The following is a 22,780-nucleotide window of genomic DNA, read 5'->3' as shown; positions in this document are numbered from 1 at the left end:
GATGACCACGATCAACGAAATCTTCGCCAAGCCGATCAGCCGGCCCATCGAGGGAGTCATCAAGGCTGATGACACCTCACACCTCGCCACTGAGGTCGAGGAGTACGTGCTTACGAACGAGGCCGCCAAGGGGCTCGAACACGTGCTGGAGGCCTACACGAACTACACGAACGCCAACGGCGTCTGGGTCAACGGCGTGTGGATCTCGGGCTTCTTCGGCTCCGGTAAGTCACACTTGCTGAAGATGCTCGCGCACCTCCTCGGCGACATCGATGGCCACGACTACCCGCGCGCCAAGGTCTCCGAGCACTTCCGTGCCAAGGCAGACGACGAGTTCCTGCCCGCGCTGATCGAAAAGGCTGACCGCATCGCCGCGAAGAGCCTGCTGTTCAACATCGACCAGAAGGCCACGCTGATCTCGAAGGATCAGAATGACGCCCTCCTCAAGGTGTTCGTGAAGATATTCGACGAGTCCCGCGGGTACTACGGCAACCAGGGCCATATTGCCCGCTTCGAACGCGACCTCGACAGCCGCGGGCAGTACAACGATTTCAAGTCCGCATTCGAACGGATCGCCGGTATTCCGTGGACCCAGGGACGCGAGCAGGCTGCGCTCGAAGCCGGGCACATCGATCAGGCCTTCGCCGAGGTCAACGGCACCGAGAGTCCCGGCATCATCCGCCAATACAGCACCAGCTATTCGGTTTCGATCGAGGACTTCGCCGACGAGGTCGCAGCCTGGTTGGACCAGCAGCCCGACGGGTTCCGCCTGAACTTTTTCGTCGACGAGGTCGGCCAATTCATCGGCACGAACACCCAGCTGATGCTGAATCTCCAGACCATCGCCGAATCCCTGGCGACCAAGTGCAAGGGGAGGGCATGGATCTTCGTCACCTCGCAGGAAGACATGGAGAAGGTCGGCGGTGACCGCACGAAGTCGCAGGCCAACGATTTTTCCAAGATTCAGGCCCGTTTCACGAACCGGCTCAAGCTCACCAGCCAGGACGTTGAAGAGGTCATCCGTAAGCGTCTGCTCGACAAGACGGATACTGCGAAAGCTGATCTGGCGGCGATCTACGCGAGTCAGCACGCGAACTTCAAGACCCTCTTCGACTTCGTCGAGGGCCGCCACTACCCGAACTACCGTGACGAGACCCACTTCGTCGGCACCTATCCGTTCGTGAGCTATCAGTTTCCGCTGTTTCAGTCCGCGATCGAGGGCATTAGCGACCACAACATCTTCGAGGGTCGCAACAGCTCGGTCGGTGAGCGCTCCATGCTCGGTGTCGTCCAGGAAGTCGCCCGAACGCTGGCCGACAAACCTCTCGGCCAGCTCGCCTCATTCGACCAGATGTTTGAAGGCATTCGTGCCTCGCTGAAGTCCGCCAACCAGCGCGCAATAAACGACGCGGAACGCAGCCCCTCGCTGCCGCCGCTCGCGATTCGCCTCCTCAAAGCCCTCTTCCTCGTCAAATACGTGGATACGTTCAAGGCGACGCCGCGCAACCTCTCCGTGCTGGTCTACGACCATTTCGGCACCGACCTCACGCAGCTCGGAAAGGACGTCATTGAGGCCCTGGCCGCTCTGGAAGCGCAGACCTACATCCAGCGCAGCGGCGATGCCTACGACTACCTCACCAACGAAGAGCAGAAGATCGAGCAGGAGATCAAGAACGTCGACATCGACAGCTCCGAGGTCTCCAAGAAGCTCTCCGACCTGCTCACCGGCTCGATCATCAAGACGACCAAGGTCCTCTACAGCAAGAACGGCCAGAACTTCCCGGTCGGGTTCAAACTCGACGGGCAGGCGATGAGCAAGCAGCACGAACTCGCCCTGCACTTCATCAGCCCCGAGACCGAGTTCAGCCTGGAGCAGATCAAGGCCCACAGCGCCGGCCTCGATGAACTGTGCGTTGTGCTTGCTCCCGAGACTGACAGGATCCTCGCCGACCTGCGGCTCCTGCTGAAGACCGAGAAGTACGTCAAGCGCGCCCAAGGAGCCAGCCGTACCGCGATCGAGCAGACGATCCTGCAAACCAAAGGCACCCAGAACGCCGAGCGGGAGAAGGAGATCGTCGAACGACTGCGCACCGCCGTGGGCCGTTCGACCCTGATTCACAACGCGGGCATCCTTGATGTCACCTCGGCTGACGCGGTGACTCGGATAAACGACGGCTTCCAGAAGGTCATCGCGGCGACCTACACGAATCTCACTCTGCTGGGTGGCATGAGCTTCACTGAGCAGCAGCTGTCCACGTTCGTGAACCCGCCTGAGGGTGGCCTGTTCGGGGAGACCGCAAGCATCCTGGCAGTACCCGGTGATGATGTCCTCGCGCACCTGGAGATGAGCGGTAAGCGCCACGTGCAGGTGACGATGAAGCACCTTCTCGAGAAGTACACGACCAAACCGTACGGCTGGGACCAGTGGTCGATCGCGGCCGTGGTGGGCTACCTCGCCGGTGGATCAAAGGTCGAGATCCAGCTCAACGGCAAGGTGCTCGCGCGCACCGAGATAGCCCCGGCGCTGCGCAACACCCAGAGCTACCCGAACATGGTCATCGGCCTCCAGCGGGTGTTTGATTCGAAGGTGGTGGGTGCATTCCGGAAGTTCGTCATCGAGTTCACCGACGACGGGGCGATCACCAAGGATCCGCTGGAGCTTGCCCGCGTCGGCAAGGAGCATCTGGACGCGAAACTTGCTGAATTGAAAGCGCTGCGCACCGGGTCCCGCTACCCATTCATTGACCAGCTCGACGAGCCGATCCGGATACTCGACGAACTGTCCGGCAACAAGGCCGAGTGGTTCGTCACCGACTTTGCCGACGCCGACGATCTACTCGACGCGAAAGACAATGTGATCGACCCGATCAAGGCGTTCCTGCACGGCGCCCAGCGCGGCATCTACGACACCGCCGCGGCATTCATGCAAGCAAATCAGTCCAACATCACCTACCTTCCCGCCGAAGCCACCGACGCGATTGCATTCGCCCTTGACGACCCACAGATCTTCCGGGGCAACAAGACAACCCAACTAGGGGCTGCAGTCAAGGCCTTGCAGGACCAGCTCAGGGACGTGATCGAGGCGCACCGCGCGGCCGCCACGGCGGACATCAAGGCCCGCTGGGATCAGGTGCCCGCCAGCCAGGCATACAGTGATGCGACCGAGGCCGCACAGCAGGCGGTCACACGCAGGGCCCAGGGCGTGCTCTACCGAGTCCAGCACGAGACACAGATCCCCGCGATCAAGAATCTCGCCTCGCAGTTCGCAGACTCTATCTACCCGCAGATTCTCGATGAGCTGGACGCGGCACGAGTTTCTCTGGTGTCGGATCGGCCAATCCCCGGAAGCGACGCGAGTTCCGAGCCGGCACCGCTGCGTGCCCCGGCCAAGCAGAGCGTTTCGATCAAGAAACTGGTGCTGCCCGGCGCTGGTCAGGTGCTCGAAACAGAGGCCGACATCGACGGCTACCTGGACCAGCTCCGCACGACTCTGCTCGCCACCATTCATGACAACAAGCGCATCACGCTCTAGGACGGCAACGGTAATGGACACGAAACCTCTGGAGCGCTTCGCCACGCAGGCACGCCGCGATCTCCTGGCAGCCGTCGACGCGCAGGCCACCGCCGTGCTTGCTACAGGATCCGTTGCCCGCACTGAGCGCGGCGACGTGGTGAAAAAGCTCGAAGCCGAGATTGCTGCACATGGCCGCGGCCACGTGATCGACAAGGTTGCCTACACCTGGTTCAACCGCATCATCGCGCTGCGCTTCTTGGACGCCTGCAACTACACCGACGCTGGTGTCGTTTCGCCCGCTCAAGGCCAGGCGCATGGCCAGCCAGAGATCCTCGCGGATGCCAAGCGCGGCAATCTCAATACCGACGTTGTGAGGAACAAGAACACGGCAGAAGTGATCATCAGGCTGCTTGACGGTACACGCCGCAGCACCGATGCCGAAGGGGAAGCCTATGCGCTACTTCTCACCGAGTACTGTCGCTACTGGCACAAATCGATGCCGTTCATCTTTGAGCCTGAGGGCGACTATACCGAGCTGCTCGTACCCACCGGGTTGCTCGCCGACGGCGCGACCCTGTCCCAAGCAAGGGAGGTACTCACAGAGGAAGTCTGTGAAGACGTCGAGGTGATCGGCTGGCTCTACCAGTTCTACATCTCGGAGCGGAAAGCCGAGGTCTTCGCCGGATTTCAGAAGAACAAAAAGGCCGGGGCCGACGAGATCCCCGCTGCCACCCAGCTCTTCACCCCGCACTGGATAGTCCGTTACCTCGTCGAAAACTCCCTCGGGCGCCTGTGGATGCTCAACCGGCCGACCTCACGCCTCGTCGATCGGATGGACTATTACGTCGCCCCGGTGGATGAGGAGACCGACTACCGGAAGGTATCCAGCCCAGAAGAGCTAAAGGTCCTCGATCCGGCATGCGGCTCAGGCCATATGCTCACCTACGCCTTTGACCTGCTTTATGCAATCTACGAGGAAGAAGGTTACGCGCCGTCGGGCATCCCCTCCCTGATCCTCGCGCACAACCTCTATGGAACCGAGATCGACCCACGGGCAGGTGCATTAGCTGCTTTTGCCCTCACGATGAAGGCCAGGGCACGTCAACGAACGTTCTTCAGCAAACAGATCGAGCCGAATATCTGCGTGTTGGATCCAGTGAGGTTCACGCCAGTTGAGACGGAAATACTCGTTACCCGGGGCGGGGATAAGCAGGCGGAGATCGCGTTCTGGCAGGCTTTTGAGAATGCAGACACAATAGGGTCCCTGATCCGACCAAATCAGGCCCTCATTCAGCCCCTTACTGAGCACCTTGAGTCACTGGACGAAGCTGAGAACCTCTTCGGTGATTATGCTCTAGAGCGTGCTCGGACCGTTATCCGGCAGTCCGAGTATCTGTCAACCCGATACGACGTGGTCGTCGCCAACCCGCCGTACATGGGCAGCGGAAACATGGGATCCAAGCTTGCGGAATTCGCCAAACGCGAGTTTCCAGAGTCGAGATCAGACCTATACGCCATGTTCATTGAACGCAACTCTGAGCTAGTGGTCGATGGCGGAGACTTCGCCATGATCACCATGCACTCGTGGATGTTTTTGTCATCGTTCGAGAAACTTAGAAGCCGACTACTACACAGCTCAAGCATTCGTTCTATGGCCCATTTGGGAACTAATGGATTCGACAGTATAAGCGGTGAAGTGGTTGCTACGACAGCCTTCATTGTCGAACGTAACGCGAAGCGCACCTCCAATGGCGTTTTCCTCCGACTTGTTTCCGGACGCAATGAGTCCGCTAAATGCACCCTACTTCGCGATGTGCTGCGAGACGTGCGACATCCTCTTCGTTTTCACGTCCCTGGAAGCCAATTCGCATCAATTTCTGGTCAGCCAATTTCTTATTGGGCCACACCGGAATTGATCAGTTCATTTACGTTATTTGAACCCGTGTCTTCCGCGGGGAAGACACGGCGAGGGTTACAGCCTGGTGACGCAACGCGCTTTGTTCGACGTTGGAGTGAGGTTTCTTTCAGCGACATTGCTTCCAACTCAGGCGACGATGTTGATGATAAGAAGTGGTTTTTATTTAATTCCGGCGGACCATTTCGCAAGTGGTATGGAAATTTGACTGACGTCGTCCTGTGGGAGAATGAAGGGAAGGAAATCAAGGCAACGGGGAAAGCCATTATTCCGAGCGAAGAGCTTTATTTTCAGCCCGGTGTGACTTGGCCCAAGGTGAGCGGCGGAACTGCTAGTTTCAGGTTTGTCCCGTCGCATGTAATACCAGGGGATGCAGGTCCCATGTTCTACTCCGATGACTATCTGCATAACTTTATGGGAATGGCCAACAGTCCAGTCGGGAGGGAAGCGCTTGCGACCCTGTCGCCTACTCTGAATTTCGAAGTGGGATCGGTGGCTCGGCTTCCGCTATTTACTTCTCGTAATAAAGAATACGAGTCTGCCGTTGAGAGGCTTATCAGCCTAGCCAAGCGAGACTGGGATTCTTACGAGGAATCTACTGATTTCGCGACTAATCCTGTTGTAGGGATTTCTCGCGGGACGTCTCTTCGTGCAGTGTTTGCCTTGTGGGCAGAAGCTTGCGCTTCGGCTGCCGAAGAAGTCCTCACCTTAGAGCGTAGTATCTATTCCAAACTGGCCTCGACTTACGGATTTGGCACTGATTTGTCAGAGGTCAACCTGACTACAATAAGCCTTACTGGAAATCCGCATTTCCGTTTTGGGTCTAGACCAGACATCGAAACTATCAATTCTGAAGTCTCCAGGAGCGCCGCAAAGGATCTCGTGTCCTACGCGGTGGGTTGCATGTTTGGCCGTTACAGCCTTGACATGCCAGGACTGGTGTTGGCCGACCAAGGAGATACTTTAGTTAAGTACTTGGCAGAGGTACCATCGCCGTCCTTCGTGCCGGATGCGGACAACGTGCTCCCGGTATTATCCGATGCCTGGTTCGAGGACGACGTTGTTGAGCGATTCCGCGAATTTCTCAAAGTTTCCTTCGGCGAGGAACATTTCGACGAAAACCTGCGCTTCATAGAGGAGGCGTTGGGGAAAGACGTGCGGAAGTACTTTGTGCAAGACTTCTACAAGGATCACGTGCAGAGGTATAAGAAGCGCCCGATCTACTGGATGTTCTCCAGCCCAAAGGGCTCGTTCAACGCGCTGATTTACATGCACCGTTACAACCCGTCGACGGTCTCGACGGTGCTCAACGAGTATCTGCGCGAGTACCGAGCCAAGTTGGAAGTCGCACTCACCAACGCCGAGCAGGCTGCTGCCGCGGGCTCCCCGAAGGACCAGAAGGAAGCCGACCGGCTGCGTAAGGTGATCGCGGAGCTTCGTGACTACGAACACGACGTGCTCTACCCGTTGGCAACCCAGCAACTCACGATCGACCTTAACGACGGTGTGAAGGCGAACTACCCCAAGTTCTACCCGGCGCTGAAGAAGATTGTCGGGCTGGAGGCGGCGGAGTGAGCATGGCGTCTTCGATCTCAGACCACCTCGCGGCACGCTTCGAGCAGCACCGCCTGGTGGTGTGGCACGATCCCGAAAGCAGTTACGCCACCGACGTCGACGCTCACGCGCCGAACGGCGTGGCGGTGCTACGTGTCCAGAACGACGAGTTCGGGGTCAAGCACCGCGTGCTGCGCGACGAGCCCAGCACAAAGTTTCTGATCTATCGCAGCGGTCCTGTTGCTGAGGGAGCGGGCAACTGGCTGCTCGATCTCGAACTCGCCTACGGCGTCTTCACCGCAGATCGCGGCGCGCTCCTACGGGCAGACCTCAGCCTCAACGCGCCCGGATCCGATGAACTGATTGCTGGGCATGAGACGTTCTTTGGCGACGCGAAGCAGGTTTCGAAGCTTACGGCGTTGTTGCGCGCCGACGATGATCTCGCCAAGGTCCAGGCGAAGATGTGCGCGGTCGTGCTCGGGCAGAAGGAGCACAGCTTCTCTGAGCTGACGCGGACGCTGCTGGTGCAGCACGCCGCGGGCGACAGCGCCGGCTACAAGGCTCTCGTTACGCAGGGGCTCGCAGACTTCCATTGGTCCGGGGCTGCGAAGATCTACGGCTATGATTCTCAGACGCCGAGCGTGGCCGGCCTCGTGTTGTGGATGTTCAAGCAAGCCCGGGCCGGCTTCGCAGCCACGACCTCGAACGCGGCGCGCAATATTGAGATCGACTTCCGTAGCTTCCGCAACGACCGCCAGAGCCTGGTCGCGCTGAAGAAGCTCGCGCGTCAGGCCGAAATTGACTTGGACTACGTCGAGCAGGCTGCGGACGCGTCGCTTGCTGAGCTCGTGGCCACAGACATCTTCGACGCTGGCGAGAAGGAGATCATCCGGCGTCTGATCGACGGCATTGCCTCCCAGACGATCCCGTTGCATGAAATTGCAGACACGATCCGCACCCGTCGCCGTGACAGCGTCTGGTTCGACGATTACGCCACGCTTTATGCGGCGCTCGGGGCGGCGGCCGAGCTGATCCCGGCCATCCGTTCTGCCCGCATCGATGTGGCGAGTTTCGATGACGGTTTCAGTCGCTACCGCGATGATTTCTTCCGCATCGACCAGCTCTACCGGCACTACACGCTCGCGTCGCAGACCGCCGAGTTCACGCAGCCGTTGGAAGCGCTGAACGAGCAGGTGGAGAACGCCTACGTCACCGATTTCCTCTCCAAGCTCGGGATCAGCTGGCAACAGCAGGTCGACCAAGCCGAGTCGTGGAAGACGCTCGCGATTACCTCGCAGAGTTCTTTCTACAACCACTACATCGCCCCGCAGGTGCGAGGTGGACGCAAGAAGGCCGTCGTAGTCATCTCTGACGCGCTGCGCTACGAGGTCGCCGACGAGCTCACTTCCAAGATCCGCAGAGAGAACAAGTACGACGCCAAGATCGAGGCCATGCTCGGGGTGTTGCCCAGCTACACCCAGCTAGGGATGGCGGCGCTGCTCCCACATAAGACACTCGCGCACTCCGAGAACGGTGACCCTGTGCTCGCCGACGGCCAGCCCTCCAACGGCACGGCGAACCGCTCGAAGATCCTTAGCTCCGTCGGCGGCACGGCAATCCAAGCCACTGAGTTCTTGAAGATGAAGCCCTCGGAGCGGCGCGATCTCTACGCGGCGCACCAGGTGCTGTACGTCTATCACGACACCATCGACGCGACCGGTGACAAGGCGGTGTCGGAGCACCGGACATTCAAGGCCGCGGCTGATGCGATCGATGACCTCGTCGACATTGTGAAGAAGCTGGCGAACGCGAACGCGACGAACATCTTCGTCACCGCAGACCACGGCTTCCTATATCAGGAGTCGAAGCTGGCGTCGCAGTTCAACCTGACTGTGAAGCCGCAGGGCGACAAGATCGTTGTCGCGAACCGCCGTTATGTTCTTGGCCGAGGGTTGAAGGAAGATGACGCGTTTCGCCGTTTCTTGCCTGAGCAGCTCGGGCTGTCGAGTGACCTGGAAGTTCAGATCCCGAATTCGATCTGCCGGATCGTCAAGCCTGGTGCCGGGTTCCAGTTCGTCCACGGGGGTGCGTCGTTGCAGGAGATCGTAGTGCCAGTCATCTCGATCAACAAGGGACGTTCCGACACCGTCGAGCCTGTGAACGTCGACATCCACCCGGAGTCCGACAAGATCACGACCGGTCAGATCGTGGTGAAGCTCTTCCAGCAGAGCCCAGTCACCGATCAGCGCACTGCGAGGAAGCTGCGTGCAGGTCTCTACTTCGGTGATCAGCTGATCTCCAATGAACCTGAGCTACTCTTCGATGCCGAGAGCGCCGAAGGGCGGGACCGGTTCCAGAGTGTCCGTCTGCTGCTGAGCAAGGACGCTGATGCGGCGAACAACCAGAGCGTGGAGTTCCGGCTCTCCGAGCCGATCGGTGAAACCGGCGAGTGGAAGAAGTACAAGAGCGCGCCCTACACGCTCAAGCGCTCCTTCACCACGGACTTCGACTTCTAAGGAGCACTCATGAGCGAGAATATCGACCTGGCCCTGGTGGCGCCCATTGCGGACGCCTTTGACGCGGAAACCTCTGAGGTTAGCGAGCCGACCAAGTTGGATCGCAAGATCAACCAACACTTCGGAGGGGCCGTGGTCCGGAAAGACCTCGTCAAGGCGGTCAAGGGCAATGCCATCGTGCCGTCATACGTGCTGGAGTATCTGCTCGCCCAGTACGCGGCATCTGACGACGAAGCCACGATCCAGGCAGGCATCGACAGGGTGCGTGACATCCTCGCTCAGCATTATGTGCACCGTAACGAGTCCGAGCTGGTGAAGTCGAAGATCAAGGAGCGCGGGCGGTACCGGATCATCGATAAGGTCAGCGTCACTCTTAACGAAAAGGACGACGTCTACCAAGCCTCGTTCGCGAACCTTGGGATCAGCAGCGTGGTCGTGGATTCCGCTACCGTCAATGCCCACCAAAAGCTGCTTGTTGGAGGCGTGTGGTGCCTATGCGATGTCGAGTACTTCCACACCGAAGACAACCGTGTGTCGCCCTGGATTCTTGGGTCCCTCAAACCGATTCAGATGTCGAACTTCGATTACGACGGGTATCTCGATGCACGCGCGAAGTTCACCACCGATGAGTGGATCGACCTGCTGATCCAGTCGATCGGATTTGACCCCGACAAGTTCGGGCGCCGCGGCAAACTGCTGCAGTTGGTGCGTCTGATCCCGTTCGTGGAGCGCAACTACAACCTCGTAGAGCTGGGCCCCAAGGGCACCGGCAAGTCGCACATCTACTCGGAGTTCTCACCGCACGGCATGCTCATCTCCGGTGGAGAGGTGACCGTGCCAAAGCTGTTCGTAAACAACGCGAACGGTCGCCTCGGCCTCGTCGGGTACTGGGACGTCGTCGCTTTCGATGAGTTTGCGGGCAAGAAGAAGCGTACGGACAAGGCGCTGGTCGACATCATGAAGAACTACATGGCGAACAAGTCGTTCTCCCGCGGTGTCGAGACGCTTGGCGCCGAGGCATCAATGGTCTTCGTCGGCAATACCTCGCATACCGTCCCGTACATGCTCAAGCACTCCGACCTGTTTGACGAGCTGCCCGAGAGCTACCACGACCCGGCGTACCTCGACCGGCTGCACTTCTACATCCCCGGGTGGGAAGTCGACACAATCCGGAGCGAGATGTTCTCGACCGGATACGGGTTCGTTGTTGACTACATCGCCGAGGTCCTCAGATCGATGCGCAATCTCGACTACTCCGACCGCTACCACAAGCACTTCACGCTCGGATCCGACATCTCGACACGTGATCGCGACGGCATCCACAAGACCTTCTCTGGGCTGATGAAGCTGCTCTACCCGCATGACCAGGCGACCACCGCAGAGGTCGAAGAGGTACTGCGCTTCGCAATCGAAGGGCGCAAGCGCGTCAAGGACCAGATCGTCCGGATCGACGCCACCATGACGGAAGTGAACTTCGGCTATGGTTCACTCGGCGGTGGGTGGTCAACAGTAACGACGCTTGAGGAAGACGAATACCCGACGCACTACCATCGACGCCACTCGACCAATCCGGCTGGTGGGGCATTGGCCGAGTCGGACGTACAGGTAGTCTCCACCGGGGCATCATCATCGCTTCCCGCACCCGCGGCCGCTTCCCTTCAGGCGGAACTGTTCCGAGGACAACGGGACTTCCTGGACAACCAGCGGGGTGTCTCCTACGAGAAGCTGCTAATGCCGTACCTGCGGGACGCAACAGAGATCGAACTGCACGACCCGTACATCCGTATGGGACACCAGGGACGCAATCTCGTCGAACTGCTCGCGCTCATCGCCGCGGCAAAGGACCCAGCAGATGAGGTCACCGTCAATCTCTTCACAGTGCTCGACCAAGACCCGGAGTATCAGACGAAGCAACTCCATATGCTCAACGACATCGTACAGGGAGCCGCTCAGCAAGGCATCAAGGTCAACGTGGCGAAGGATCCTGGCGGCCACGACCGCTGGATCCGCACCGACACCGGCTGGCGCATCAACCTCGGCCGCGGCCTCGACATCTTCCAGAAGTCAGACGGCGGCTGGTTCGATTTCGGCACGAGCCGCCAGGAGTTCCGCCAGGTCCGAGCCTTCGGAGTCACTTACATTCTCGAAGAGGGTTGACATCATCGACCTGATGGGCCGCATCGTGTCCCAGCCAGGGAACCAACCGGATCGTGCATGCAGGGCCAGGACTCGGGCTCGACTAGCACTGCCCTACCCTACGCAGCGGGACCGCTTCTGCGTCACTCCACGGCCTGGCCGCCTCAGCCTCAGCCGGGGGCGAGATTCGTATCTGGATCAGGCCATACTTCAGCTACCGTCGGCTCGGCGGCGCAGCTCTGCGGGTGGTTGCTCGGAAACCTGCCCCAATGATTGAGGCCCGTTCCGGAGGGTAACAGCAGTAACGGTGTTACCCGTTACCGCTGTTACCCGATGCCCGACTCTGTGGGCTGGCTGCCTGCTCTCCCAGCGGTTGTCTCTGTGCTTCGTCGCGCTTCGGGAAGGGAGTTCAGAGGACGGGTGCGCCGTTCTCGTGCAGGATTCACGTCGACCACATTCTGGGAATCCGGCAACTCACGATTGGCTTCTACTGGTGCTGCGGTCCTGTGCCTCCGACGGCATGAAAAAGCACCCGCGGTTAGCAGGTGCTTCTGGTTGGAATGTGGTTGTCGGTTAGCCGGATTGCTCGCGCCCCATCTTGAGGGCACGTTCGGTCCGGGCCCAGTTGTACCCGCGGATCCATGCTATACACAGCAGCTCGTCGGTGCCCATCCGATACGGGTTCCCGCGGCGCGAGATGCCGGCACGGTACGCGTCAAAGCCTTCATCCAGGACCTCCGAGATTTGCTCAGAGCTGGGATCTGTCACGGAACGCCTGTCCTCTCTCATAACCCACGTTTCGAACGGTCCGCGCCGTCTTGCGGCCGGTGTTCCACCGTACATGCTGTCTGCACCAAGTGCAGCCACTCATGAGTGGGGTGCCGCCGACAATGGTACACGGATTTGCACGCAGTGCCGTTGTCTCCGTCATTCAGTTGGTGAGACGCCTCGTATCCCTAGCCTTTCGAGACGGATGGGCAGTGAGGGTTGGCGGATTGCAGGCGCAGGGTCCCGTCTTTCACCTTGGGAGGGCCACCTTTCGAGGAGGCGCCGTCCGTTAGCAAATACGCACGCGGTGCCGGATCAGTCTCATGATTGTCACGACGGAGGCGGGGACCAGGAGAACTGCGCTGGAGCCGAAGGCGGAGTAGTACCGGATCTCGTTCCGGGTTTTGTTGCCCGCCATGGTGTTCCTTTTCATCCTTGCTATTTTCCGTAGCCCCAACCGCGGATCTCGTCTTCAAAGTGGTCTCATCAGGGAACATGCGCAGAGGCTTGGGCACGCCCAGAACTCCACTAGGCGAAAGCACCCTGCTCGTGGGCCCGAATCGCCTCAATCACTGCGGCCGATCCCTCACGCCGGTAGACATCGATGGGCCGGTCGTTCAGGTGGGCATCGTGGCCCTCCAGCCAAAGTCTCGCCTGAGCAGGGGTGAACGCTGTACGCAGGTGCCCGGCCAAGGTGTCCAGGTCAGCAAGCTTCACCAGGTACTCCTCGTTAGGTACTTCCTGACCTATCGCCCAGCGGCCGGGTTCGCCAGTGCTCACATCGAGTAGCGCGGCGACAACGTCGTCGCCCAGAAGAGTGAGGAGCCGTTGCGCTATGACTTCTGGGCCGTCGCTCACGTCAGTGCCTCCCGCAGCCGCTCGGAGAGGTTGTCGAGGGATTCTTTCCACTCCGGCTCGTCCGCCTCGTCCCACAGTTCGGCAAGCTCGGACTTGTCGCCGGCAACCCGTTCAACCGCCTCAAGGGCAAGTTGTGCGTCTTCAGCCGTGAGCGCTGATCCGTGCGCGGTCACCCACGTGGCTACCTCCTCGGGCAGGTCGCCGTGCGGGTTCCCCTGCGCGGCAGCGGTGATCTCGGCGGCCGCAACGGCGACGCTCCCGTCGGGCGCTTCGATGTAGCCGTCCGCCACAGCGGTCAGGCCCTGGCGGACCACCTCGGCCCCGCCGGCTTCGAGTTCTTCCAGCCAGTCCAGGGCATCGTCGTTCTCGAAGGCCTGAAATCCCCATGCACCCATAGCTGCTCCTTCTGTTCTTCCGGCTGTTCTAGGCCGACCGCAGGTCGCGGACGTTGTCCTGAAGATAGCGTGCCACCCAGTCTTGGAGCCGGTCGGTACTCCAGGTCGGTGTGGCGACCCTTACGCTGGCCCGGGTTCACGCCACCACCACCCACTCATCCGTGTAGTCCGAGAAGGGAGGTTCATCAGGGCAGTCAACAGATGTCGCGATCGCCGACTCAAGTTCCATCTCGAACGGGACGCAGGCACTGACGTGCGCTGTTCGCCGCCCCACCAACCGCTGGTGGTCAGGTGCTCGCGGTAGTAGTGGTCGGTGTAGAAGTCCCCGTCGGGGTCCCAGCCGTAAGCGTAGGGGGATCACCGAGGCCCTCCAGCTTCGAGGCGACCAGCTCCCGGTTGGCCGTGTCCGTGGCGGCCGTGAACCTGGTGAACCAGTCCTTGCCTTCGGCGGCCTTTTCCCGGATGGCGGTCCGGCCCATCTCCTCGATGGACGGTCCGGCGCATGAGGCCAGGGTCAGCGCCAGTGCAACGGCTACAGCCAGCCTCGAAGCGCGTGACTGCATTGAAGGCATGCGGTTACGACCGCGAAGTTCCCCGACCGGGATCATTGCGTCGCCTGTTCGCCAGACGCAGCGTCCACCGGACGATCAGCGTCACCGCGACGATTACAACGACGGCGACGACCAGCATCATCAGCAACACCAGGATGTTAAAGCCTTCCAGCCTCATGTCTCCCCCAGTTCCGGAACCAGCTTTGTGTTCTGACTCTACCGGCGGGCAGTAGGTAGTCCTAGGGAAAGCCCTGGATCCGGCCATCACGTCCTGTAGAAATGAGGGCATGACCCTGCCCCTAAAGTCCGGCCCCGCATCCCTTGGGCCACGCATCCGTCCGTCCACCAATTTTTGGTTGGCCATCCAGTCGGATAACTTCAAGACCGTCTATCCGGACGGGACGTTGTGGGCGCCACTGAAAGGCAACGCAGGACAACGGGTCGTCCATTGGGGCACATTGAACGACGTCCGGCCAGGTGACCTCGTCCTGCACTATGCGCGCCCCGAGATCCGTGGCATCAGCCGAGTGGCTACGCTGCCCGAGGCCTCCTATCCGCCACGGGGATACAAGGAGCCTGCCGAGACGGAAGGAACGCTGGTCCTCACGGAACCGCTCTGTGAGGTACGGATCCCGTGGGAGCTCGTCTCTGGCACCCTGCCGCCGGACCGGGGTCCCTTAACCTCGGCGGGAGGCCTGAGGAGGGGCTACTTCTTTGAGGTGGACCGCGCCGGAGCCCGAAGGCTGTTGGAGCAATCAGGACTGGAAGTCACTACCGCCGATTCTGATGATGGTCGCGACGAAGCCAGCCCGCTCGATTTTTACATCGGCGGCGCGACCGACCGGTGGACGATGGGGGCTGTCCGGATAGAGCAGCGTTTCCTGCGCCAGCAACAGCTGCAGTTCCGGGGCAATTATTGTTCTCTGTGCGGGCGGAATCTTCCGGAACAACTGCTGATTGCCGCCCATATCAAGCCTCGGTCGGAGTGTTCCGAAGACGAACGCATGGACATCCGGAACGTGTCCATGCTTGCCTGCCTGTTCGGCTGCGATGCGCTGTTTGAGTTTGGCTATGTCGTCGTCGGTGAAGCGGGCGTCATAGAACCCGGCAAGCCCGGCCCTGGGCAGATCGGTGACCGGATAGAGGACCTCGTCGGCCGGAGATGCCTGGCTCATGATGACCGGTCAGGGCGATATTTTGCCTGGCACCGGCAGCACCATCACGACAAACCCCTCCAGCAGCATTAGAACGCATTTGGCCGGACAGCCTCTTTAGTCGAATTCCGGTGATCGCGCTTCAGCCACAGCGACCGACTCTGGCCGCAGATATGGGCCTGGGCCCGCACGCGCAAGGTTCAGTCGCGGACCGGCAGCGGCTTGCTGTGCGCATACTGGGACCGGCCGCGGCCAAGAGCCACCGGGCGCTCGGGTTCCTCCGGTTGTTCGGCGCCGCGCTGTTTGAGATAGCGGTACAGAGTGGCCCTGGACCAGCCGACGGTCTCCGCGACGCGCGTGGCCGTCTTGCCTTCGGATAGGAGCCGACGCGCAACCTCGAGTTTGGCTTCCACCGTTTCCTGCTTCACCGGTTTCTGCCCGAACTTCACACCCCTGGCTTTGGCCGCCATGACGCCGGCGCGGACTCTCTCATTGATGAGTTCCCGCTCGTATTCGGCCAGGGTGGCGAACAGTCCCAGCTGGAGCCGGCCGGAGGCTGTGCTCGGGTCGATCCCGTCCACGAGGGACCGAAGCCCGATGCCACGTTCCTGCATTTCAGCCACAGTGTTGAGTACGTCGATCAGCGATCTTCCGAGGCGATCGATCCGATAGACCAGCACGGTGTCGTCCCGTCGCGCGTAGGACAGGAGGGCGCTGAGCCCCGGCCGCTCCTTTGCAGCCTTCGCGCCGGAGAGCTGGTCAAAGTAGATCTGCTCTTCCGGAACGCCGGCTTCGATGAGTGCGTCGAACTGCATCTGGCCGCGCTGATCGGTCGTTGAAACCCTGACGTACCCCAGTAGAAGTCCCATGACGCACATGCTAGATCGGGGGTGTGTCATTTAGCCTTGAGAGCTTGTGAGACTCCCCCAGTGAGACAGACTCGGTAAGACAATTCTGGCCGTTTTTCGGCGTCAAATCGGTCTGCGGCGGTGTTCCTCATCAAGCTATAGTTCCTGAGACGGCTAGAAGGTCGGTTATCAGCTGGACACCGCCCGTATCTTCGCTGCCAAACAATCCGAGGGCTCGAACTGGAGGAGCGCCTCATCCTGGGCTTCCCGCCGGCCTTCGTGCTGAACCGGGTACCCGGCGGGTAAAGGATCATGGACGACAGCTTCCTCCCGTGGGAAATCAAGCAGCGGCGACTTGTCCCCGGGCCGGGCAGCCCGGAGACATAGGAAGTGTCTGCCGCCGGGGAAAGGACTTCCGGCAGTGATAATTGGCAGGTGCTGCGCGAACGAGAAATCAATTTCACCTACGACTACCGGATGCGGTGTGAGCACTGCATGGTCAGCAACTTAATGACCGCCGAGAACTACCATTCGCTCTCTGGGTCTGGGATGACAGCCTGCTCCGGCTGCCGCGAGGACTTCAACTTTGGACCGAAGGTTATCGATCTCAGGGACCTGGAGGACGAGGCCCTTGATGCAACGAAAGTTCCGGAGCTGGCTTGGTACCACACGACAACAGATCCCGAATGGCCGAGGGCTTCCTGGACATTGCCAGACAAGGAACTCCGACATCTTCGCGAAACGGCATGCTGGCCAGAGGAGCAAATCGAAAGGCACCGCCGGTTTTACGAAAACCAGGCACTTCATGTTGGCACTTACGAGGCAGCTATCGAGTCAATGCTGCGCCGGATGGAAGAGCAGGACGATCGTGAATCAGTCTTTTACTTGCACCGCGTCCGGCTTCGACAGGACATCCGCGTCGCCCCCGACTGGCGGGACGAGAACCACGAACAAGCGGCGAAAATCACTTGGATGGACCTCGCTGCCCAGAACTGGGACGTTATCCGCTACCTGAATGCTCACGAGGCGATGGGTAGCATCTCGCTAGCCCTAGTACGGGATGCCACAGCGTCTACCCAGCAAATCCGGCTGCCCGTTCCAAGGCTCGTGGATCCGCACAGTGAAGCCACCCTCGCGCGGATGCGCTCCTACCGGAAGGGCGTGGGCGAAATCAGGGAAGCAGCTGCCGGAAGGGCCCTAAGCCCATTGGAGAAGCTGCGGCAGCGGGCAGCCGCGCGGCAGGGAGAGCTGCGGACTCCCGAACCCATCGAGGTCCACGGCGTCTTGTCGAAAATGGGGCACTACGTGGCGGACCAGTATCTGGCAGGAGTGTCGCCTGTGGTCAGGCACGACTTCCTGCACGCCATCGGAGGGCCCAACGCCGAGAACAACGACGAGGCGGATCTGGCATGGCTCACAAAGGTCGCCAATCTGGCCGCCCTCCTCACCCACGCCGACAAGGTTCTGAATGCCCTCGATAATCAACCCTGGCAAGACATTCGGCCGGCATAGCTGAGGTCCCGCCGTCTCTCACTGCCATGCGGCCCGAAAACTCCTAGAATGGCGCCAATGAGCCTCAACAGCAGTGCAGCCCAACTCCGCGAGTCCGTCACCGGAATCCTCAACTCCCATGACCTGCTCGGGGTCCTAGACCTGGGTGCCCCCGCTGACGAGTATGACCCGGAAATGGAGGACTTCGCGCAGCTGCTGGCCGCCGGCGAACCGATCACCCCGGAAGTCGTGGCTTGCGTGTGGCACAAGTGGTTCGGTGACCCGTCCGAACAACCCGGACCTGTAACGCCCAAGATGGAGGCGCTGGCCTTCGACCTCCAGGCCCTGTCGCCCTTCGCCGAATTTTAGACGGCGAACAGCCATGGCAGCCAGGCTTCCAGGCACGCCCCCTGTCGAGCATTTCGGGGAGCTGATCCGGCCGGGGAAGTACGGGCACTGCCTAACGCGCGAGATGTACGCGCTGGTGAACAAGAAGTCATCGACCCGGATCCCCGAGCACATCATGACCGACGAGCTGAGGGCTTACCTTGCCCCGCATTATGAGGACGCTGAGCTGACGATCCGTACCGACGAGTTCTGCCGTCGCCACCGGGAAATGGCCCTGGAAAACTTCGACCTGAACATGGCCTTCTTCGCGCAGATCCCCCAAGAGTCCTTTGACGAGGCCCTGGGCGAGATGCTCCGTAAGAACAAGCGCCTCCGGCCGGTGACCGATCTGAAGACCCTGGATGGAGAATGGGGCGTCTACGTGTTGGTACTCGACGAGTACCGCCAGGCCTACATCGGGCAGTCGTCGTGGGACATGCGCAAACGCATCAAGGCACACTGGACCGGCACCAAACAGTTCGACCGGCTGCTGTGGGGCGGGGTTGAGGAGTCAGTGATGTCGATCGATTCGTTCCGCGCGCTGGACACCACCCGGATCTTCGCCGCCCGCACCATCAACTACGACGCCATGGAGGCACGGCTCGTCCGCAGCGTCCCGCCCGACTACTTGCTCAACAGGATCGGTGGCGGTGCCGTGACCGGCCTGCGGGGTATGTTCATTTCCGCGGAGATGAAACGGCGGGGACTGGTGCCGGCCGAAGCTCCCGGAATCGACTGATGCCGTCCGGGTCCGGTCCGCTCAACAGTCCGAACACGGAGGGACACAGCGGACAGGCGCTACCCTCAGGCGCCGGGCCGGCGGTAGCCCACCTGTGCGCATGCCGGTAGGCTTCGGGCATGGGGTTCCTTGGGGGGAAACGAGTCTGCGGCATGGCATTGCTGCTGGTATTTGCCAGCTCGACAGGTGTCTTGAGTGCCTGTGCGTACACGGACGACGAGGCGGGCGCTGCGACTGTCCCGCCGGCATCAACTTCCCGGCCGGCCCCGCCTCCCCCGCCGACGGCCGATCCCGCCATTGCCAGGGAACAGGCAAGCAACCGGGTACAACTGGACCGGATCCTCGGCCCCAGACCCCCTGACCTCGTCTTGGGCGGATCCGGCGGACTTGGAAGCGACGGGCACCGCACCTCGCTGCCGGGCATACCTCACGGACGCTACAAGGTGACCTCTGCGTGTGTCGGTATCACGGATGCTGCCCTCCTCATTGCGCAGCCGGACCGCAGAGGAGGATCAACCCACGAACTCGCGCTCAAGTGTGGAACAGCCAGCACCATGATCGTGAACCTCGCGGCAGGTCAGGTCCTGACGCATCTCGTGCCCATGACCACCGAGCCGGACAGCGCAGCCGTCGCCGGCTTCTGGATGGTCCCGGCGCCCTAGACGGAGTCACATCGCTAAGCACTGTCAGAAGGGAGACGCGCGTGCGTTTCAAACAACTTTTCCACCGTAGGACCAGAAGCTCGGGTAGCCCCGCCACCGAATTTTCCGCTGCACGCGAGGCGAATGCTCCGCTGGCCCAAACCAAGGACCTGGAGGATGCCTGGGCCGAGCTGACGGAAGCCGCGAAGAGCTCCAAGGTGATGAACTTCCACGCCTCCACCCGTTCGGGGGTGCCGTGGGGCCAGGACCCGGCAACTGTCCGTCTTCTGGCCGGAATACTGCGTGAATACCCAGTGGACGCTCCTAGGGACGCGGGGCGCTGAGCTGGACTTCGCGGTAATGCGGCCGGCACCTCGGGATCGTGCAGCTTTCCTGAGTGCCGCCTCGGACTGTACAGGCCAGATCTGTGCTGCGCACGTGGTTTAGAGATCGCGCCAATTGGTCAGGGACGGGGTGCGGGGCGGGTGTCCCACCGGTGGGTGGTCCAGGCCTCGCGGATAAGCCGACGGAGCGTGATGATCGCGTTGGCCAGGGCGATGAACGCGTCGATGACGCGGATGCGCCGTTCGATGCAGATGGCGAGTTTCTTGAAGCCGCGGTTGTGCCAGGAGTTCGTGCGTTCGACGACCCAGCGCTTGCCGACCTGGATCGGGGCGGGCTTTCCCTTGGCGGCGACCTCGCCGGCGCAGCCGAGTTCGTCGAGCAGGCCGCGCGTCCTGGCCGAGTCGTAGCCGGCGTCCAGATGCACGGTGATGGCCGGCGGCAGGTGGAACCCGAACCGGCCCAGCCGCTCCAGGGTGGGCCGCAGCAGCGGCGAGTCGTGGCGGTTCGCCGGCGCGACCACCGTGCCGAGCGGAATGCCTTTGCCGTCGACCAGCACCGAGCGCTTGGTGCCGAACTTGCCGCCGGCCATCACCGTGGACCGGCCCGCGGCTTCGCCGCCGCAGGGGGCCTTGACGATGCACCCGTCCACGGCCAGGTCCGCGAAGTCGATGCCGACGATGCGGTCGTAGGCCTCCAGGCACAGCTGCTCGAGCCGCTCGAAGATTCCGGCGGTGATCCACTCGTCCCGGCGCCTGCGCAGCGTGGTGGCCGAGCAGGTGGAATCGGCGATCTTTTCGTACGCAGCCCCGAGGACGAGGACCTGGAGCAGTTTCTCGAACACGGTCCGGTTCGGCACCCGAGGCCGGTGGCAGCCCAGCGGGTGGCTATCGATGACGGGCGGGATCAAGGCCTCGAATTGGGTCCACAGGGGTTTCATGACGGATGATGGGACGGCAGGCACAAGTACTCCGGGCAAAACGCGAATCTAGACAATCCGTGTCTAACAGGGCTTGTGCCTGCCTCGTTAATTCGGGTCCGACCCCGCCTACTGGCGCGATCTCTTAACAACCCACGCCCGGATGCCGGCCGCCCCACGGCACCGCCTACAGGTTTAGGAACAGGCTCTACGTGCCGCCACCGCCCAGGAGGCCGTACGGAAATGTCCGCGCCCATCGAGAACCTGTGCGGTCCAGCTTGTCCATGACGCCGCACATAGCAAAGAATAGTGCCACCGGCGATCAGCCGGAGAGACCGGCCGGTCGTCGGCCAATCGAATAGGGACACATTTGCCAAAGCGAGCGGAAATCGACACGAGCCTGTTGCGTCGGTCAGAACTGGTCGAGTATAAGCGCCTGACGAATATTGCGACCTCGTACGCAACAATGGCACCCGGCGCCGTCCGCCGTCTCCGGAGCGCCCGCCTGGTCTACGTCATCGTCTGGATCATCGGCATCGTCGTCGCTGCGACGGTGGGTGGCGCGATGTATGGAATAACCTTCAGCATTGGCGCCACGATGTGTACCGCGTTCATGCTCGGGTGCCTTCTGAGCATCGCATTCACGTTTCAGTCGGCGTTTGCAGCAGACCGGGTGAAAAAGGACGCGCTACGTGCGGTCGACGAGTACCTCGAGAGCATTGGATACGCGAGCAGACGGGAGCGGGCTCGCGACTCCGACCACGACGACTTCCAGTTCAAGTCTCGTCGGCAGATGCAGCACGAGTGGTACGGAGACCACAGCGAACTGAATTGGCAACATCGCGAGCAGGCCAAGATCTTCGGCATGGACGCGGATACCTACGTGAGCAACTTCTTGGAGAACGACAAGGACTGAGCACTAGACCGGCGTGTCGGCCCCGGAGGAAACCCAACGGCCGAGCCGTGCTGACAATCGTGAACTTCTCGGTCGGCGTTAACACCACGGCCAGGTCCGCGATTTCGATGCCGACGATGTGGTCGTAGGCCTCCAGGCACAACTGCTCGAGTTGTTCGAAGACCCCAGCATTGATCCACTTGTCCCGCCGGCGTCGGAAAGTGATGGCCGAGCACTTCGTGTCGGCGATCTTCTCGTAGGCGGCCCCGAGCACCTGCACCAGTTTCTCGAACACGGTCCGGTCCGGGACCCGGGGTCGGTGGCACCCGAGCGGGTGCGCGTCGACCACCGGCGGGATCAGGGCCTCGAATTGGGCCCACAGCGGACCCATGACCGATGATGGGACGGCAGGCACAAGCACTCCTGGCAAACATGAATCTACACAATCCGTGTTTAACGGAGCTCGTGCCTGCCCTTTCGTTCAGTGACGCGCTCCCGCCAGCCGATGACGCAACTATCCACGCCTATCGGCGGAACCTCTTAGTTGCCCGTGGCGTAGATGTCACGGAAAACCTGCGCGAATATGGGGCGCAGCTGCTTCGGATCGACAGTGCCGTTGGCAGTCCGGTTGATGACGGCGTCCACGTCTGCCAGGAAGGCACCGGGTGATGCATGCCCGTCCGGTATACGGATCATCCAGACGTAGCCTCTGGGCCGCGGCGGAAGGTCGGCGTCACGGAGAAAGGCATCAATCTCGTCATCGATTATGTCCCGGTCAGCGGATGAAAAGGGCTCGACAAAGGGTTCCCGTTCCCCCGCTCTCTCGATGTACCCAGTCACCGTCCTGCCGGCGTCCGAGGTCCGGCGGCGACGCAGGTTCTCTTCGCCTGCTGCCCATCCCATCAGGGCTCCCCAGCCATTCTCTGGCAGCTCTGCCCATGCCGCTGACGGTGCGGTCTCCTGTACGTCGCTCCACATGGATGCTCCTTGCCTGCTGCTAGTGCTGGCCCGACACCACAATGGCAGGGTCAGGCGCGGTCACGCCAGAGGGATTTGCAGATGGCAGTGCCCCGACAGTCGAACGTCATGCCGGCCAAGTTTCCGGCCTTATATGCCGAATAGAGCTTTGAGTCGCGGGCAGCCAGCGGCAACGGTCC

General features: G+C 61.1%; 18 protein-coding genes and 1 pseudogene. 10 read left to right on the top strand and 9 right to left on the bottom strand.

Features of this window, described 5'->3' with window-relative positions:
• The first annotated feature begins 1 nt into the window (after position 1).
• From brxC to brxL, 4 genes are read left to right on the top strand one after another with little or no spacing between them, the layout of a single operon-like run.
• On the top strand, positions 2 to 3,532 hold the full coding sequence (gene brxC / locus B1A87_RS03145) for a BREX system P-loop protein BrxC (protein WP_078028155.1): 3,531 nt from the start codon (positions 2 to 4) through the stop codon (positions 3,530 to 3,532).
• 13 nt (positions 3,533 to 3,545) lie between these two features.
• A complete protein-coding gene (gene pglX, locus B1A87_RS03140) occupies positions 3,546 to 7,004 on the top strand; it encodes a BREX-1 system adenine-specific DNA-methyltransferase PglX (protein ID WP_078028156.1) in 3,459 nt (1,152 codons plus the stop codon).
• Positions 7,005 to 7,006: 2 nt separating this feature from the next.
• A complete protein-coding gene (pglZ, locus tag B1A87_RS03135; protein WP_139362794.1) occupies positions 7,007 to 9,499 on the top strand; it encodes a BREX-1 system phosphatase PglZ type A in 2,493 nt (830 codons plus the stop codon).
• Between the two features lie 9 nt (positions 9,500 to 9,508).
• The gene (gene brxL, locus B1A87_RS03130) at positions 9,509 to 11,656 is read left to right on the top strand and encodes a BREX system Lon protease-like protein BrxL (RefSeq protein ID WP_078028158.1); all 2,148 of its coding nucleotides are present in this window, start codon (positions 9,509 to 9,511) and stop codon (positions 11,654 to 11,656) included.
• A 552-nt stretch (positions 11,657 to 12,208) separates the two neighbouring features.
• Here brxL and B1A87_RS03125 read toward each other — a convergent pair.
• The 5 genes from B1A87_RS03125 to B1A87_RS03110 form a co-directional block, all read right to left on the bottom strand.
• Complete coding sequence (locus B1A87_RS03125; RefSeq protein WP_139362795.1) at positions 12,209 to 12,403, bottom strand: hypothetical protein; 195 nt, start codon at positions 12,401 to 12,403, stop codon at positions 12,209 to 12,211.
• A 289-nt stretch (positions 12,404 to 12,692) separates the two neighbouring features.
• On the bottom strand, positions 12,693 to 12,821 hold the full coding sequence (locus B1A87_RS23565) for a hypothetical protein (protein ID WP_260680622.1): 129 nt from the start codon (positions 12,819 to 12,821) through the stop codon (positions 12,693 to 12,695).
• Positions 12,822 to 12,931: 110 nt separating this feature from the next.
• On the bottom strand, positions 12,932 to 13,261 hold the full coding sequence (locus B1A87_RS03120) for a hypothetical protein (protein ID WP_078028160.1): 330 nt from the start codon (positions 13,259 to 13,261) through the stop codon (positions 12,932 to 12,934).
• Positions 13,258 to 13,656, bottom strand: a complete 399-nt coding sequence (locus tag B1A87_RS03115) for a DUF4259 domain-containing protein (protein WP_078028161.1) — start codon at positions 13,654 to 13,656, stop codon at positions 13,258 to 13,260. The genes B1A87_RS03120 and B1A87_RS03115 overlap by 4 nt, the downstream gene beginning before the upstream one ends.
• Before the next feature lie 287 nt (positions 13,657 to 13,943).
• Entirely contained in the window at positions 13,944 to 14,219 is a 276-nt protein-coding gene (locus tag B1A87_RS03110) for a hypothetical protein (protein ID WP_078028162.1), read from the bottom strand.
• A gap of 275 nt (positions 14,220 to 14,494) precedes the next feature.
• Between B1A87_RS03110 and B1A87_RS03105 the strand changes: the two genes are divergently transcribed.
• Entirely contained in the window at positions 14,495 to 15,454 is a 960-nt protein-coding gene (locus B1A87_RS03105; RefSeq protein ID WP_078028163.1) for an HNH endonuclease signature motif containing protein, read from the top strand.
• A gap of 107 nt (positions 15,455 to 15,561) precedes the next feature.
• Here B1A87_RS03105 and B1A87_RS03100 read toward each other — a convergent pair whose 3' ends face one another.
• Positions 15,562 to 16,230 carry a recombinase family protein gene (locus B1A87_RS03100; protein WP_078028164.1) on the bottom strand — a complete coding sequence of 223 codons (669 nt, stop codon included), beginning with the start codon at positions 16,228 to 16,230 and terminating at the stop codon, positions 15,562 to 15,564.
• Positions 16,231 to 16,644: 414 nt separating this feature from the next.
• Between B1A87_RS03100 and B1A87_RS03095 the strand changes: the two genes are divergently transcribed.
• The 4 genes from B1A87_RS03095 (at position 16,645) to B1A87_RS03080 (ending at position 19,488) form a co-directional block, all read left to right on the top strand.
• Positions 16,645 to 17,721, top strand: a complete 1,077-nt coding sequence (locus B1A87_RS03095) for a hypothetical protein (RefSeq protein WP_144275706.1) — start codon at positions 16,645 to 16,647, stop codon at positions 17,719 to 17,721.
• 57 nt (positions 17,722 to 17,778) lie between these two features.
• Complete coding sequence (locus tag B1A87_RS03090; protein ID WP_078028166.1) at positions 17,779 to 18,069, top strand: hypothetical protein; 291 nt, start codon at positions 17,779 to 17,781, stop codon at positions 18,067 to 18,069.
• Positions 18,070 to 18,082: 13 nt separating this feature from the next.
• The gene (locus tag B1A87_RS03085; RefSeq protein ID WP_139362797.1) at positions 18,083 to 18,826 is read left to right on the top strand and encodes a GIY-YIG nuclease family protein; all 744 of its coding nucleotides are present in this window, start codon (positions 18,083 to 18,085) and stop codon (positions 18,824 to 18,826) included.
• 443 nt (positions 18,827 to 19,269) lie between these two features.
• Positions 19,270 to 19,488 carry a hypothetical protein gene (locus tag B1A87_RS03080; protein WP_144275705.1) on the top strand — a complete coding sequence of 73 codons (219 nt, stop codon included), beginning with the start codon at positions 19,270 to 19,272 and terminating at the stop codon, positions 19,486 to 19,488.
• Positions 19,489 to 19,930: 442 nt separating this feature from the next.
• Here B1A87_RS03080 and B1A87_RS03075 read toward each other — a convergent pair whose 3' ends face one another.
• Positions 19,931 to 20,773: an IS5 family transposase gene (locus B1A87_RS03075; RefSeq protein WP_078028169.1), complete on the bottom strand. Its 843-nt coding sequence runs from the start codon at positions 20,771 to 20,773 to the stop codon at positions 19,931 to 19,933.
• Between the two features lie 325 nt (positions 20,774 to 21,098).
• On the opposite strand from B1A87_RS03075, the gene B1A87_RS22810 reads away from it, so the two are divergent.
• Complete coding sequence (locus tag B1A87_RS22810) at positions 21,099 to 21,644, top strand: hypothetical protein (RefSeq protein WP_185982222.1); 546 nt, start codon at positions 21,099 to 21,101, stop codon at positions 21,642 to 21,644.
• 85 nt (positions 21,645 to 21,729) lie between these two features.
• Here B1A87_RS22810 and B1A87_RS23560 read toward each other — a convergent pair.
• A pseudogene (locus B1A87_RS23560) lies at positions 21,730 to 22,038 on the bottom strand (transposase); the annotation flags it as partial.
• A gap of 125 nt (positions 22,039 to 22,163) precedes the next feature.
• Complete coding sequence (locus tag B1A87_RS03065) at positions 22,164 to 22,601, bottom strand: DUF5956 family protein (protein ID WP_078028171.1); 438 nt, start codon at positions 22,599 to 22,601, stop codon at positions 22,164 to 22,166.
• Positions 22,602 to 22,780: the final 179 nt, after the last annotated feature.

The sequence above is a fragment of the Arthrobacter sp. KBS0703 genome, from assembly GCF_002008315.2.
GTDB lineage: Bacteria > Actinomycetota > Actinomycetes > Actinomycetales > Micrococcaceae > Arthrobacter.
This window is presented reverse-complemented; position numbering and strand designations above follow the sequence as displayed.